Below are 14284 nucleotides of genomic sequence, written 5' to 3' on the forward strand. Positions count from 1 at the left end.
CCGTCGGGATCCATCCGTCTTTCAAGGCGAATGCCCATGTCCTCACACCGGGGAGAGCCATCGATAACCGGGTATCGTCAGATTACCGGATACGCGGGGAGTGAGATGTTCTTCGGCGGCGGAGAGATGGGCGAGCGGATTCGCGCGCACGACTGGGCGGCCACTCCCCTGGGCCCGATGGACCGATGGCCCGCCCCCCTCGGAAACGCCGTCGACATCATGCTCTCCTCCGGCATGCAGATCACCCTGTTCTGGGGACCCGAATACATCCCTCTCTACAACGACTCCTACATCCCCACCATCGGTGCGAAGCATCCGGCCGCGCTCGGCCGCCCCGCCGTGGAGAACTGGCTGGAGACGTGGGACGTCCTGCGCCCGCTGCTCGACCGGGTTCGCGAGACGGGCCGGCCCTTCTGGGCCTGGGACCATCCCTTCCTGCTGGTACGGCACGGCTTTCTCGAACAGACCTACTTCGACGTCTCCTACAGCCCCGTACGGCTGGCCGACGGAACCGTCGGTGGGGTGCTGTGCCTGGTCAGCGAGACGACCGGCCGGGTGCTCGGCGAGCGCAGGTTACGCGCTTTGAGCCGGATCGCCGTGGCGACCAGCGGGGTCGCCACCCGGCAGGAGGTCGCGCAGACCGTCATCGCGATCCTCGGCGAGGCACGTGACGACGTGCCGTTCGCCCTCCTGTATCTCCTCGACGAGGACGGAAGCCTGCGGGCCGCCGTGCCGCACGACGGCGCTCCGGCGCGAATCGGCGCGGACGACGACCTGCTGCGGCCCGCGAGCGGGGAGGGCACCGTCACGGGGGTCACCGGTGAGCGTTTCGGCGTGTCCGGTCCGGTGGTCGTCCTGCCGCTCACCTCGGGAACCGGCGCCCTGGGGGTGCTCGTGTGCGGCGTGAACCCGTCGCTGCACTCGCGTGGCCCCTACCAGGAGTTCTTCGAGGTCCTGGCGGCGAGCGTGTCACGTGCGTTGTCCACCGCCGAGGCCAACGAGCAGGAACGCCGCCGGACGCGGGCGCTCACGGAGCTCGACGACGTCAAGACCGCGTTCTTCGCCGACATCAGCCATGAGTTGCGCACCCCGCTGGCGTTGATCCTGGGCCCGCTTCAGGAACTGCTCGAAGACGACTCTCTCGGCGCCGAGCAGCACGCCGCCCTCCGCACGGCCCGCCGCAACGCGATGCGGCTGCTCATGCTGGTCAACGATGTGCTCGACTTCACCAGCGTCGACTCCGGCCGGACCCGCGCCCGCTACCAGCCGACCGACCTGACCGCGCAGACCGCCGAGCTGACCGGCGCTTTCCGCTCGTCGATGGAGAACGTCGGGCTCACCCTGGGACTGGAGGGTGAAGCACTGCCGGAGCCCGTCCACGTCGACCGGCGGATGTGGGAGCGGGTCGTCTTCAACCTGCTCTCCAACGCGTTGAAGCACACCTTCGCGGGCGGCGTGACGATCGGCGTCCGGCCGGGTGAGGGTCATGCCGTGATCACGGTCTCCGACACCGGGGTCGGCATTCCCGACCATGAGATTCCCCATCTCTTCGAACGCTTCCACCGGGTCGGCGGCTCGCGGTCGCGCAGCCACGAGGGGACGGGTATCGGCCTGGCGCTCGTGCACGAGCTGGTCGCCCTGCACGGCGGCCGGATCGAGGCCGGCAGTCGCGTCGGCGAGGGAACGACCTTCACGATCACTCTGCCGTACGGCTCGGCGCACCTGCCCCAGGACCAGGTCGACGACGCGGCGGCGCCGGACGAGCCGGGCGCGGGCGAAGCACGATGGCCGCCGGTCCCGGACGAGCCGGGCGCGGGCGAAGCACGGTGGGCACCGGTCCCGGACGAGCCGGCGAGCCGGGGCCCGGACGGCGAGAGCCGGGCGGAGTCCTTCACCGGTCCCGTTCCCGAGCGGATCCTCGTGGCCGACGACAACGCCGACCTGCGGGACTATCTCCTGCGCCTGCTCAGCCCGCACTGGGCGGTGACGGCGGTGGCCGACGGCGCCGCCGCGCTGGAGTCGGCCACGGAGCGAACCCCCGATCTGGTCATCGCCGATGTGATGATGCCCGGCATGGACGGGCTGGAGCTGGTGCGCAGGTTACGCGCCGACCCCGGCACCCGGAGCGTGTCGATCATGCTGCTGTCGGCGAGGGCCGGCGAGGAGGAGTCACTGACGGGGCTCGCCGCCGGAGCCGACGAATACCTGGTGAAGCCGTTCTCCGCCCGGGAGCTGCTCACCCGGGTGCGCGGCGTGCTGCGGCTGGCCGCCGCGCGGTCGCGGCACAACCGCCAGTTGCGGGAGCTCACCGAGGCCGCGCTGGCGATCAACGAGGCCTCGTCGGCGCAGGACGTGCTGGCCGTCATGGAGAAGTACGGCCGGCTGCTGGCCGACTCTCCCGGAGCGACGGTGACCCTCACCCCGGGCAACGGCCTCCGGGTCGAGCCGCCGGATGCCGTCGTCTCCGTTGCCGCCGGCGACGGCGCCGGAGACGACGCCAAGGACAACCCCGGAGACAACGCCGACGACACGGTGCTCCGGCAGCTGGCCGAGCTCACCGTGGCGCGGCTGGAGAATCTGGAGCGGCTGGAGCTGGAGCACCGGATCGCGACCACGCTGCAACTCGCCCTGCTGCCCGAGGTCCCCGACATCGACGGCGTGGAGATCGTCGGCCGCTACCTCCCGGGCAACGACGAGTCCAGCGTCGGCGGTGACTGGTACGACGTCATCCGCGTCTCCGACGACGAAGTGGTGCTGGTGATCGGCGACATCGTCGGCAAGGGGGTCAAGGCCGCCGCCTCCATGGGCCAGATGCGCAACGCGCTCAGGGCCTACGCTCTGGAGGATCCCGACCCGGGCCGTACCCTCGACCGGCTCAACCGGATGACGACCGGTCGCTACGACCGCATGCACGGAACCGTCCTGTGCGTGCGGCTGTCACTGTCGACCGGGCGCCTGCGCTACTCCAGCGCGGGGCATCCGCCCGTCCTGATCTGCAAGGCGGACGGAGGGGCCGACTACCTCGGCGGCGCACTCGCCCCGCTGATCGGCGCCGTGCCGTCCACGATCTTCGCCACGGCCGAGACCAAGCTGGAGCGGGGGGACCGGCTGCTCCTCTACACCGATGGCATCGTCGAGAAGCGGTCCGCGGACATCGTGGCCGGCATGGACAGGCTCCGCACCGCGATGACGAAGGCGGCCGGGCTCGACCTCGACGCCCAGTTGGAGTCTCTGCTCGCCTTGGTCGATGAGGACGACAACCGCGACGACGTGGCTCTGCTCGGCTTCGCCCTGGCCGGCGGGTAGCAGCCGCCCGCGGGGCGGGAGAAGGGGCTCTCCCGGAGCAGCCCTCACCCGCGCACCGGGACGGTCCGGACCAGGTCATCCGGGTCCGGCTCGGTTCAGGCCGGGGCATGCCGGTCCGGCTCGATCCGGATCAGGTCATCCGGGGCGGCTCGGTCCGGGCCGGGGCATGCCGGGCGGAGCCGATCCGGCCGGAGCCGAGCAGTCCTGGTCAGTCCTGGGACACGATCCGGACGAACTCCTCGAAGGAGAACCGCCCGTCGCCGTCGGAGTCGGCGTCCCGATTCAGCGATCCGATGGCCTCCGCGGGCAGGTCGGGGAAGTGCGCGCCGAACTCCTTCTCCGTGATGAAGCCGTCGCCATCGGCGTCGATGGCGGCGAACGCCTGCTTCAGCTCCGCCAACCGCTCACCGGTGGGCTCTGTCGACATGGTGATCCGCCTTTCTCGACGACCTGCGAACGTCCCGCGTTCGATCATCAGACAACCTACGGGAGTTCCCGCCCGCATGGCCACATCGTCGCAATTGGCGCCTTTAGTCATCAAACAGGCGCTTTGCGGTGCTGGTTCGTACACCCCGTTGCCTAGACTTCCACCATGATTCGTCCCGCAACACCAGACGACGTCCCGGCGATCATCGACATGATCCGTGGGCTCGCGGAGTACGAGAAGGCGCTCGACAAGGTCGAGACCACGGCCGAGCAGCTCCACGACGCCCTCTTCGGAGCCGAGCCCGCCGTGTTCTGCCACATCGCCACCGACGGAGAGACGGTGACGGGGTTCGCGCTCTGGTTCGTGTCCTACTCCACCTGGCTGGGCAAGCACGGGATACACCTCGAAGACCTCTTCGTCCATCCCGACCACCGGGGAAGCGGGTACGGCAAGCAGCTGCTCGTCGAGCTCGCCCGCATCTGCGTGGAGCGCGGTTACGGCCGGTTCGAATGGTCGGTTCTCGACTGGAACACCCCGTCCATCGAGTTCTACCGCTCTCTCGGCGCGGAGTCGCTCGACGAATGGGTCATGTACCGGCTCACCGGATCGGCGCTCGAAAAACTCGCCGCGGCAGAGGGCCGGTAACAGGCCGGACGCGGGACCGCCCGCCGCGAGATGTCCGAACCGACGGGAAACCCGGGGAGCGGGTACGCCGCCACCGCTCCTCCCGCGTTCACCCAGGTCACCTGCGGCCAGGCGCCGGGGCGGGCCCGGGTGCCGAACCGGCGCCTGGCCCGCCGGTCTCCGGTGAGTGCGGGGCGCGCTCGCCGGAGGCCCGGCCTGGCCCCGGCGGACCGGCGGGAGGCCCGGTGCGGCCCCGGCGGACCGGCGGGAGGCGGACGTCAGCGCTTCCCGTAGCGCTGCCTGAAGCGCTCGACGCGACCGGCGGTGTCGAGCACCCTGCCGCGGCCGGTGTAGAAGGGGTGGCTCGCGGACGAGACGTCCACGTCCACCACCGGGTAGACGTTGCCGTCCTCCCACTCGACGCTCCGGTCGCTGGTCGCGGTCGAGCGGGTGAGAAAGGCGAAGTCCGCACTCGGGTCGCGGAAGACGACCGGACGGTAGTCGGGGTGGATGCCCTGCTTCATGGCTATCGGTCCTCTCGGAACGTCACGTGCTTGCGGATGATCGGGTCGTACTTGATGAGCGTGAGACGGTCCGGGTCGTTGCGCCGGCTCTTACGGGTCACGTAGGTGTAGCCGGTGCCCGCGGTCGACCGCAGTCTGGTCACGGGGCGTAGCTCGTTCCTGGCCAATTTCGGGTCCTCTTCGGTTGACGGATCGCACGACGCCATCGACAACCGTTTTCATTGCTACGACATTCCCGACCGGACGATCTTATTTCCGCCCATCGTCCCGGTGACCGATCCGTACGCCCCGACCTGGGCTTCCACGGTCGCAGGCCGGCACGACGGGGGCGGCGGGGCACCGAAAACCCGTTGCGCCCCTCCCGCCGGGTTCGCCATCCTCGACTCATTCGAACCGTGTGAGGAGAACGCACATGAACGAGCGAATGAGCATGCGCGACGAGGCTCGCATGTGACGGTCGGTGACGTCGCGTGCGGGCCGTCCCGGATGACATCCGGGACGGCCTTTCGCATTCTCGGCGGGTGAGGGCGCTGGTGTGCCCGGCGGTTTCATAAGCCGCTCAGGGCGGGTTCGATTCCCGCACCCGCTACCCTGCCGCCGAAAGGGTCACTTCAGACCGGCATCCACGGCGCTGGTCAGGGAGCCCGGGTCACCGGACATCTCCCAGATCATCACGCCGAGCAGGCCCTTGCTCCGTAGCCAGGCGGTCTTCTTCCCGATCGACCACGTGTCGTCGAAGGTCCACCACTGGCCGCCGTTGCCGGTGTAGCAGTAGGTCGCGACCGCCTGCTCGTCGTGTTTGACGGTGCACCCCGGCACGCCGGCCACCAGGTTCGCATACCCCCGGGTGCCCGCCTCGTCCTGGAACTGTCCCGGTGCGGCGCCGGTGGCCGACTGCCACTCCCCGGATTTCCCTCCGTCGGCGACTCCCTGCCAGCCGCGCCCGTAGTAGGCGAGACCGACGGTGATCTTGCGCGGGTTCACCCCGGCCTGCAGGTAGACGTTGACCGCGTTCTCGACGCTGAAGTGGAAGGAGTAGGGGTCGTCGGTGTCGGCGTACAGGTTGCCCTGGTGCCCGGTCCGGTTCGGCTCCCATGAGTTGTCGCTGCCCGCACCGTGGAAGTCGTAGCCCTGGACGTTGAAGATGTCCAGGGACTTGGCGACCTCCGGCAGGTCCCAGCCGGCGGCGATCTTCGCCGGGTCGGCCGGGGTGAACGCGGTGAGCTGGTAGCGCTTGCCGGTCTCCTGGGTCAGCGCGTCGAGCTGCCTGCGGAACTCGGCGATCAGCAGCGTGTTGTTCGCCTTGTCGTTGGCGCCGATGTGGTTGCCCGCGTGACCGTCGGAACCCGGCCACTCCCAGTCGAGGTCGATGCCGTCGAAGATCCCGGCGGCGCTGCCCGGACCACCCGCGGCGTTGTACACCGGCAGGTTTCCCTTGATGTACATGTCGATGCAGGAGCTCACGAACTTCTTCCGGGAGGCGTCGGTGGCCGCCACGTCGGAGAAGTACTTGGAGTAGGTCCAGCCGCCGAGCGAGATCAGCACCTTCAGGTTCGGATACTTCGCCTTGAGCTTGCGAAGCTGGTTGTAGTTGCCGCGCAGCTTCTCCCAGCCGGTGTCGGCCACGCCGTCCACCGACTGTCCGGCGCTCATCGGCCTGCCGTAGTCGGCGTCCGCGTCGCCCGCGCCGTCACCCTGGTTCGGGTCCTGGGGGTTGGCCGTGGTGCCCTTGGTGACGCCGTGCAGGCAGGTCAGGTTGACCGGGTCGATGTTGCCGAAGGCGTAGTTGAGGTGGGTCAGCTTGGCCGCGACTCCGGTCGTGTCGAGGTTGCGCACGAAGTACTGACGACCGTAGATGCCCCACTGCACGAAGTAGCCGACCCTGGCGTAGCCGCTGCCGACGATGTCGTCGGTGCTCACCTTCAGCGCATTGCCGGCGGCCGAGACGTTGTCGTACAGATCGCGGGCCTTGACCGTGAAGGTGTACTCGGTCGACGGCGACAGCCCGTTCACCGTGGCCGAGGTGTCGGTGACCGTCGCGGCCAGGGTCGTTCCGGCGTACACCTCGTATCCGGCGATGCCCTTGTTGTCGGTCGAGGCCCCCCACGCGAGGGAGACGCTGGAGGAGCTCTTGCCGGTGCTGCGCAGGCCGGTGGGCGCGGTGGGCGGCTGGGTGTCGTCGCCGGCGTTGTTGGTCGTCACCTTCAACGCCGCACTGGCCGGGGAGAGAGTTCCCTTACGGTCCTTGGTCTTGACGGTGAAGGTGTATTCGGTGTTCGGGGTCAGGCCGCCGAGGGTCGCGGTCGTGCCGGTGACCGTCGTGGCGAGGGTGGCGCCGTCGTAGACCTGGTAGCCGACGATCGGGAGGCTTCCCGGCGTCGCGGCGTCCCACGCCAGGGACACGGTCTTGGTGGTCTTGACCGGTGAGCGCAGGTTCCCCGGTGCGGCGGGCGGCGTGTCGGCCGCGCCGTCGCATCTCACGTCGTTGACCCGGCAGTTCTCCGGCTCGGCCGACGCGCTCAGCCGGAAGGCGGGGCTGTAGGGCTCGGTGGATCCGTGCGCCGCCACCGTCGTGTTGTAGTGGGCCGGGCTCAGCGTGACCTGGCGCCCGCTCTGGCTCAGCGACGCGTTCTCGGCGCCGCTCGCGGTGACCCCGGCCGGCAGGTCGAATGTGATCGACCAGCCGTTGAGCGCGGCGTCGGTGTTGTTGTTGACCACGAACCTGCCCTGCGTCCCGCTACCGGAGTAGGTGGCGGTGACGGGCGCATCCGGGGGCGGCGGGTCGCCGCTGCCGTCGCAGTTGGCGTTGTTGATCGTGCAGCTCGTCGGCTGGGCCGCCGAGCTGAGGGTGAAGGTGGGGCTGTACGGCTCGGTGTTGCCGTTCGCGCGCACGGTGTTGATGTAGAAGGCGGGCGTCAGCTTGACCCGCGTTCCGCTCTGCGTGGTGGTGGCGTTCTGGGCGCCGCTCACGGTGACCCCGGCCGGCAGGTCGAAAGTGATCGACCAACCGGTGACCGCGGTGGTTCCAGGATTGCTCACCACGAACTTGCCCTGATTGCCGGTCAGGGTGAAGGCGGCCGTCAGACGGGCGGCGGCATTGGCGGGAGCGCTGATGGCGGCGAGGGCGGTCGCCAGTACGAGAACCAACAGCACAGCGGCGGTTCGGCGCATGCGGGAACTCTTTCTTAAAGGAAAGTTTCCTAACAATTACGCGGATCGTAAACCTGTCCCTCCATGGCGACAAGACCCAAAACGGGCACGCCCCCGCCGGACGCGCACGGCCTCGATGTGGGCACACCAGACCTGGACTCACCGAATCGATGCACACCGAATAGAGACACGTCGAATCGAGGCGCACCGAACCCGAAACCGCCGGACACGAGCCCGCCGAACCCGAAACCGCCGGACACGAGCCCGCCGGACACGGGCCGGCCGGACCAAAGCCCGCCGAGCCTCGGGCATCGGCTCGGGCCCCGGCGGACCTACCACCACACCCCGGCTACAGGCCTACCGCCGTACCTCCAGGTAGTCGACGTTGGGCCCGCCACCGGCGGTGGTCGCGGTCGCCCGGATGACGTTGGCCCCGGCGGTGAGGTTCGCCGTCAGCGTCGTGGTCTGCCAGGCGGTCCAGGCGCCGGTGCCGGCGAAGGGCGACGCGCCGGCGGCAGGGGAACCGTTGACCGTGATGTCCATCGGCCGGTCGGTGGTCGTGCCGTTGGCGTATCGCAGCCGCAGCGTCACCGGCCCGGCGACGGGGGCGTCGACCGTCCACTGGACACGGGAGCCGGCCACGTTGTCGTAGTTGACGAACCCCGTGCCGGAGAAGCCGGCATGGTCGGACTCCACCGCGCCGCCCGAGATCTCCGCGTTCTCGGCCTCGTAACGGTCCCCCGGAGCGGCGGTGACCCACGGCACCTGCCCGGAACGGTAGAAGTCGATGCCCATCACCGTCCAGCGTGGACCCTGCGCGCCCAGACGGGTCCGGAAGGCGTTCCAGTCGTGCGTCGCCCACGGCGACCAGCCGAGTTCGGCGATGGCCGGCAGCCGCGGGAACGCCATGCGCTCGATCTGGTCCTCGGTGGAGATCGTCTCCGTCCACAGGGGCGCCTCGACCCCGAGGACGGCCGAGGCCGGCACGCCGCTCAGATAGGTGCCCGGGTTCCACTCATAGGCCGTCCGCACTTCGATGTAGCCGGCCCAGTCCTGGCCCGGCGTGGTCAGACGGTTGTACTTCATGTCGAGGTAGGTCTTGTTCGCCGGCGACATGAGCACCCGTGCCCCCCGCGCCACGGCGCCGCTCACCAGCGAGTCGGAGGTTTCCAAGCCCCAGTACTGCACGACGCGGCCGGGTGAGTGCTGCACCGCCGACGCTCCCATCTGGTGCCAGCCCATGACCGTCTTGCCCGTGGCGACGGTATCCGGTTGGACCCGGTTCATGAACGTCGCGTACTGGGCGGGCGAGGTGGCGTCCGCCTCGTCGCCGCCGATGTGCAGGTAAGGGCCGGGGGTCAGCGCCGCGATCTCGGTGAGGACGTCCTTGACGAACGCGTACGTGGACTCCTTGGAGGTGCACAGCGAGCTGAACCCCACGTCGGTGCCAGTGTAGAGCGGCGGGGCGACCCCGTTGCAGTTCAGCTCCGCATAGGAGGCCAGCGCGGCGTTGGTGTGGCCGGGCAGGTCGATCTCGGGCACGATCGTGACGTACCGCTGCGCCGCGTAGGCGACGATGTCCCGGTACTGGGCCTTGGTGTAGTAGCCGCCCGCTCCACCGCCGACCTGGGTGCTGCCACCGTAGGTTGTCAGCCTCGGCCGGCTGTCGACGGCGATGCGCCAGCCCTGGTCGTCGGACAGGTGCAGATGGAGGTGGTTGACCTTGTAGAGGGCGATCCGGTCGATGTACCGCTTGACCGTCGTCACCGGATGGAAGTGCCGGGCGACGTCGAGCATCGCCCCCCGGTAGGCGAAGCGGGGGTGGTCGACGATCTGCCCGCCGGGCACCGTCCACGGGCCGGGCCGCACGGTGACGCTCTCGATCTCCGGCGGCAGGAGCTGGCGCAACGTCTGCACGCCGTTGAAGAGCCCGGCGGCCGTCTGCGCCCGGATCACCACCGTGCCGGCGGTCACGTCGAGCTGGTAGCCCTGCGATCCGACGCTCGGATCGGCCCCGGTGAGCAGCAGCGAGACGCCCGAGGCGGGGGCACCGGAACCGGCCGGGGCGACCGGCAGCGCGTATCCGGTGGGGGGCCGCAACACGCCGGCCAGGTAGGCGCCGACCTCGGCGGCCGGAGCCGAACCGGCCTGGGTGAAGATCCCCGTGTTCCGCGACAGCACGTGCGCCACGCCGGCGGCCGGCCGTACCGAGACCGGCACCGGTACGAGGTCGTTCATCGAGGCCACCGTCCCCGCCACCCGGACCCCGCCGGCCGGCGGACCGGCGATAAACAAACCGGCGGATCCGGGACTCGCCACGGCCGGGCCGGTGGCGATCAGGGCGGCGCCGGCCGCCAGCAGCAGGGCCGCCGCCGACCGGGCGAGCCTTGAGGGTCGCCGGCGAAGGAGGCCGGGGAAGACGGTCGGACTCATGGCGACCTCACATGCTCGGGGCAATAATTAGTAAGCCTTGTTTACAAACCGGCGGGCGTCAAGACGGTCACATGGATCCAACAGTGACGTCATTCAGAGGTTGCGTTGACGTCAAAATGACGTCATAGTGATGCTCATGGACGTCACGCCCTTCGTCGAAAACCTTCGCCGTGCGCTGGCCGCATCGGCGGCGGTCGCCGATCCCGAGACCCGGGCCGCCGTGGAAAACCTCACGACGGCACTGGACTCCGCCGTCAGGCTCACGCTCATCGACGCGCTCTCCGCGGCGGCCGACGAGGTCACCAGGGAACTCGCGCCGGGCTCGGTCGAGGTGCGGATCCGCAACCGCGAGCCCGAATTCGTGGTGACGCCGCCGCCGGCCGCGGAGGCCTTCGGGCCACCGGCCCCTTCCACGCCGTCCGGCCCGCCCCCGTCGTCCATGTCTTCCATGCCTTCGATGCCGCCCACACCCCCCTTCCCCCCGCCGCCCCCCGGCTTCCCCGAACCGCCGTCTCCGGGCGACGCGGGCACCGCGCGCGTCACGCTGCGGTTGCCCGAGTCGCTCAAGGGCCGGATCGAGGAGGCCGCGGGCCGGGAAGGCGTCTCCGTCAACGCCTGGCTCGTCCGGGCGGTCTCGGCGGCCCTGGCGGAGGCTCCCGGCCGGTCCGGGCCGGCCCGGCCGCCCTCTCCCGGACGGCGCATCAGCGGCTGGTCCCGCTGACCCGCGGCCTCCCCCACAACCGGTAAAGACACCCACAATCCCGCACGCGACCCGCAAGGGAGATCTCGCCATGCCCGCATTCCCGACCTCAGGTCCCGCCGCCCTTCAGGTGAAGTTCCCCGCGGGTGTCCTGGACATCACCGCCACACCGCGCGAAGACGTCGTCGTCGAGGTACGGCCGGCCGACCCGTCCAGGCCCTCCGACGTGCAGTGCGCCGAGCAGACCAGCGTCGAGTACATCGACGGCACGGTCTTCGTCAAGACACCCGAACGGCTGCCGGCACCGGGCCGTACACCCGCGTTGGAGATCGTCGTCGGCCTGCCGGAGGGGTCCCGGATCGATATCACCACCGCAGCGGCCGACACCCGCGCGACCGGACAGCTGGGCGAGGTCTCAGCCCGAACGGCCTCCGGCGCCGTGCGGGTCGACCGTTGCACCCGGCTTGACGCCAAGACCGCGAGCGGTGACGTCACATGTGACGTCACCGAGGGCGGTGTGCACGTGAAGACCGCGTCCGGAGACACCAGCCTGCGCGAGGTGTACGGCGAGGCGACGGTCGTCACCGCCTCCGGAAAGGTCGATCTCGGCGCGACCGGCGGCGCCACCACCGTCAAGTCGGCCTCCGGAAACGTCCGGATACGGGCCGCCGGCGAGTCCGTCCGGGTGAAAGGCGCCTCGGCCACCGTCACGATCGAGTCGGTCGTCCGCGGAGGCGTCTCGGTCAACACCGCGTCGGGCGACATCCAGATCGGCGTCGCCACCGGGACCAGCGCGTGGCTCGACGTCTCCTCGCTCTCCGGCAGGGTCGACTCGTCCCTTGATCGCGCGGAACTGCCCGCCGACGGCGACGAGAAGGTCGAGATCCACGTCCAGACCCTCTCAGGCGACGTCTCCATCCTCCGCGCGCACGCGTGACACCCGGCTCCGACTCCATGATCGACTACTTCGACGTCCCATCATCCACGCACGCGTGACACCCTCGACAAAGGAGATCGACGATGAACGACGTACAGGCCTACACCCTCTCCTCCCAGCGGCACGCCGAGATGATCGCCGAGGCGGAGGCCTGGCGCAGCGTGCCGAGACATCCCGGCGCCTCGCGCCGGTGGGCCGCCCGGGTCCTTCACGAACTCGCCGACCGGATCAGCCCGGCGACGGCCGGCTACGACCGCCGTCCCGTCCCGTGCAGGCCGACGACCACCTGAACGTCACCCCCACGTAACCTTCCGGCCATCCCGCGCCTGTTGCCTGTGACCATGTCCTGGCCGGAAACCGACGTCGTCGGATCGGATGTCAGCCGTCCCGTCACCGTCCACGGCACGGTCGAGCGGGGCCCCGACGGCGAGCTCGCCCATGAGGGGAACCGGGTTCCCGACATCGTCGCCCTCGACCGCCGGCGGCTGGTGATCGGCTGGCGGGCCGGGGCGCGCGACCAACGGGATCCGGCGCCGACGGACCAGGGCGCCATCATGTGCGCCAGATCGGATGACGGCGGCCGGACCTGGGCGGTCGGCACGCTGGCTGCGGCCACCGCCACCCATCGCTACCACTACGTGATGTTCCTCAACGACGCGGGCACGCTCTACGCGCTGCTCGGCCGGATCACGATCGACCGGGACCGGGAGGGCGACGTGGACGGCTTCCCCACCTCGATGGCGGTCAGCAGGAGCACTGACGGCGGCCGGACCTGGACCGATTTCCCGGTCACCGTCGATGTCCCGGACAACGGCCGGGGCGTGGTCGTCGCCGGCAAGCCACTGAAACACCGCGGATTCTGGCTCGTGCCGTACTGGCGCCAGTCGGGGGGCACCACCAGGGCGGGCGTGCTGCGCTCGGCCGACCTGGTGAGCTGGACCTCCGGTGAGCTCGCGGACAACCCGCCCGGCGTGGCGGTCGAGGAGCCGCAGATCGCGCTCTCCCACGACGACCCCGGCACGCTCGTGATGGTGACCCGCACACTCGACCTGCGCGGCGGGACCTCCGCGGCGGCGCGCGACGCCCACTACCGGACCAGCGCGGCCCACTGCGCCACGGCGACCAGCGGCGACGGCGGACTGACGTGGTCACCGATGACGCTGGACGGCGACCTGCCCAACTACTACGTCAAGACGTTCTTCACCGCGGATGCGGATGGCCGGTATCTGGCGATTTATAACACGTTCGCCGGACCGTTCACCGGCACCTCGGCGAGCAAGCCCGAGCAGTATCGCGAGGTTCTCCACTACAAGGTCAAGCGGCCCGGCGAACCGTGGGAGCCGGGGCGGCTCTTCGCCGACGGCGCCCGGCTGACCCTGGGCGCGGCCCGCGGCTGGGACGTCTACCCCAGCGCCGACGAGTACGAACCCGGCCGGTTCTTCGTCGTCTGGGAGCACAACCAGACCAACATCAAGGTGGCCAGGCTGGACCTCTCCCGGCCCTTCGACCACGGCGACCTCCTCACGGGGGGCTGGCGGCTGAGTGGCGGCGCACGGACCGGCGGCGGCCGGCTTCGGCTCAGAAGCACCGGCACCCAGCTGTGCGCGGCCTCCTGCGACCTCGACGTCACCAGGGGCTGCGACTTCACGCTGGAGTTCCGGGGGCAGGTGGACGACGACAGCGCCCTGGACCCGCGCACCGGCCACGGCGTCTGCCTCGGCGTGAAGGTCGCCAACGGCGCCCGGCGGCTCATGCTGACGGTCCAGAAGGGCGGGGTCTGGACGATGCGCAAGGGCTCCGCCGTCTGGGAGAGGGTCTACGCGCTGCACGACGCCGGGCGGCTCGCGACCTGGAAGGTCCGGGTGGACAGCGCCGGGATCGCCCGGCTGTTCCGCGAGGGCGCCGACACCGGGGTGACCTGGGTGATCCAGGACAGCAGGGACAGACCGCAGGTCACACACTGGGTGGTCGGCACCCCGGGCGGCAACGCCGCCGCGGCCACCGTCGAGTGGACCCACCTGACCCCCACCTTTCCCTCGCGTTGAGCCCCTCCCCGGTCTTGAGCCCCTCCCCCGTCCCTCGTATCGAGCCCCTCCCCCGGTCTTGAGCCCCTCCCCCGTCCCTCGTATCGAGCCCCTCCCCCGGTCTTGAGCCCCTCCCCGGTCCCGCGGCGTCCTTCCCCC

Annotated in this window: 11 protein-coding genes and 1 tRNA gene; 7 read left to right on the forward strand and 5 right to left on the reverse strand. The window is 70.1% G+C overall.

Annotated elements, in window-relative coordinates; translation table 11 throughout:
* The first annotated feature begins 105 nt into the window (after positions 1-105).
* Complete coding sequence (locus tag ACQPYK_RS38815; protein WP_433242851.1) at positions 106-3306, forward strand: SpoIIE family protein phosphatase; 3201 nt, start codon at positions 106-108, stop codon at positions 3304-3306.
* Positions 3307-3514: 208 nt separating this feature from the next.
* Here the strand turns inward: ACQPYK_RS38815 and ACQPYK_RS38820 are convergent, their stop codons facing one another.
* Complete coding sequence (locus ACQPYK_RS38820) at positions 3515-3733, reverse strand: EF-hand domain-containing protein (RefSeq protein WP_433242854.1); 219 nt, start codon at positions 3731-3733, stop codon at positions 3515-3517.
* A 165-nt stretch (positions 3734-3898) separates the two neighbouring features.
* Here ACQPYK_RS38820 and ACQPYK_RS38825 point away from each other — a divergent pair, with 165 nt between their 5' ends.
* Positions 3899-4378 carry an N-acetyltransferase family protein gene (locus tag ACQPYK_RS38825; RefSeq protein WP_433242856.1) on the forward strand — a complete coding sequence of 160 codons (480 nt, stop codon included), beginning with the start codon at positions 3899-3901 and terminating at the stop codon, positions 4376-4378.
* Between the two features lie 257 nt (positions 4379-4635).
* Here the strand turns inward: ACQPYK_RS38825 and ACQPYK_RS38830 are convergent, their stop codons facing one another.
* Together ACQPYK_RS38830 and rpmG are read right to left on the reverse strand one after the other, a co-directional pair.
* Complete coding sequence (locus ACQPYK_RS38830) at positions 4636-4881, reverse strand: type B 50S ribosomal protein L31 (RefSeq protein ID WP_433242859.1); 246 nt, start codon at positions 4879-4881, stop codon at positions 4636-4638.
* Positions 4882-4883: 2 nt separating this feature from the next.
* Positions 4884-5048 (reverse strand): 50S ribosomal protein L33, encoded by a 165-nt coding sequence (gene rpmG / locus ACQPYK_RS38835; protein WP_433242862.1) that lies wholly within the window; start codon positions 5046-5048, stop codon positions 4884-4886.
* A gap of 349 nt (positions 5049-5397) precedes the next feature.
* On the opposite strand from rpmG, the gene ACQPYK_RS38840 reads away from it, so the two are divergent.
* A tRNA-Met gene (locus tag ACQPYK_RS38840) sits at positions 5398-5470 on the forward strand.
* 17 nt (positions 5471-5487) lie between these two features.
* Here the strand turns inward: ACQPYK_RS38840 and ACQPYK_RS38845 are convergent.
* Together ACQPYK_RS38845 and ACQPYK_RS38850 are read right to left on the reverse strand one after the other, a co-directional pair.
* Positions 5488-8052 carry a glycosyl hydrolase family 18 protein gene (locus ACQPYK_RS38845; protein ID WP_433242865.1) on the reverse strand — a complete coding sequence of 855 codons (2565 nt, stop codon included), beginning with the start codon at positions 8050-8052 and terminating at the stop codon, positions 5488-5490.
* A gap of 336 nt (positions 8053-8388) precedes the next feature.
* Positions 8389-10464 (reverse strand): family 20 glycosylhydrolase, encoded by a 2076-nt coding sequence (locus ACQPYK_RS38850; protein ID WP_433242868.1) that lies wholly within the window; start codon positions 10462-10464, stop codon positions 8389-8391.
* 136 nt (positions 10465-10600) lie between these two features.
* Between ACQPYK_RS38850 and ACQPYK_RS38855 the strand changes: the two genes are divergently transcribed.
* The 4 genes from ACQPYK_RS38855 to ACQPYK_RS38870 all read left to right on the forward strand — a co-directional run bounded on the left by ACQPYK_RS38855 (position 10601) and on the right by ACQPYK_RS38870 (position 14146).
* Complete coding sequence (locus tag ACQPYK_RS38855) at positions 10601-11185, forward strand: hypothetical protein (RefSeq protein WP_433242871.1); 585 nt, start codon at positions 10601-10603, stop codon at positions 11183-11185.
* A 70-nt stretch (positions 11186-11255) separates the two neighbouring features.
* Positions 11256-12101, forward strand: a complete 846-nt coding sequence (locus tag ACQPYK_RS38860; protein WP_433242874.1) for a DUF4097 family beta strand repeat-containing protein — start codon at positions 11256-11258, stop codon at positions 12099-12101.
* 83 nt (positions 12102-12184) lie between these two features.
* Positions 12185-12391: a hypothetical protein gene (locus tag ACQPYK_RS38865; RefSeq protein WP_433242877.1), complete on the forward strand. Its 207-nt coding sequence runs from the start codon at positions 12185-12187 to the stop codon at positions 12389-12391.
* A 51-nt stretch (positions 12392-12442) separates the two neighbouring features.
* A complete protein-coding gene (locus tag ACQPYK_RS38870) occupies positions 12443-14146 on the forward strand; it encodes a sialidase family protein (protein WP_433242880.1) in 1704 nt (567 codons plus the stop codon).
* Positions 14147-14284 lie beyond the last annotated feature (138 nt).

Source organism: Streptosporangium sp. CA-135522, from assembly GCF_050949235.1.
Lineage (GTDB): Bacteria > Actinomycetota > Actinomycetes > Streptosporangiales > Streptosporangiaceae > Streptosporangium.

What these genes read in the sequence shown, in the direction of transcription:
- ACQPYK_RS38815 (WP_433242851.1), top strand. Translation starts at nt 106, where the DNA reads ATGTTCTTCGGCGGCGGAGAGATGGGCGAGCGGATTCGCGCGCACGAC.
- ACQPYK_RS38820 (WP_433242854.1), bottom strand. Translation starts at nt 3,733, where the DNA reads ATGTCGACAGAGCCCACCGGTGAGCGGTTGGCGGAGCTGAAGCAGGCG.
- ACQPYK_RS38825 (WP_433242856.1), top strand. Translation starts at nt 3,899, where the DNA reads ATGATTCGTCCCGCAACACCAGACGACGTCCCGGCGATCATCGACATG.
- ACQPYK_RS38830 (WP_433242859.1), bottom strand. Translation starts at nt 4,881, where the DNA reads ATGAAGCAGGGCATCCACCCCGACTACCGTCCGGTCGTCTTCCGCGAC.
- ACQPYK_RS38845 (WP_433242865.1), bottom strand. Translation starts at nt 8,052, where the DNA reads ATGCGCCGAACCGCCGCTGTGCTGTTGGTTCTCGTACTGGCGACCGCC.
- ACQPYK_RS38850 (WP_433242868.1), bottom strand. Translation starts at nt 10,464, where the DNA reads ATGAGTCCGACCGTCTTCCCCGGCCTCCTTCGCCGGCGACCCTCAAGG.
- ACQPYK_RS38855 (WP_433242871.1), top strand. Translation starts at nt 10,601, where the DNA reads ATGGACGTCACGCCCTTCGTCGAAAACCTTCGCCGTGCGCTGGCCGCA.
- ACQPYK_RS38860 (WP_433242874.1), top strand. Translation starts at nt 11,256, where the DNA reads ATGCCCGCATTCCCGACCTCAGGTCCCGCCGCCCTTCAGGTGAAGTTC.
- ACQPYK_RS38865 (WP_433242877.1), top strand. Translation starts at nt 12,185, where the DNA reads ATGAACGACGTACAGGCCTACACCCTCTCCTCCCAGCGGCACGCCGAG.
- ACQPYK_RS38870 (WP_433242880.1), top strand. Translation starts at nt 12,443, where the DNA reads ATGTCCTGGCCGGAAACCGACGTCGTCGGATCGGATGTCAGCCGTCCC.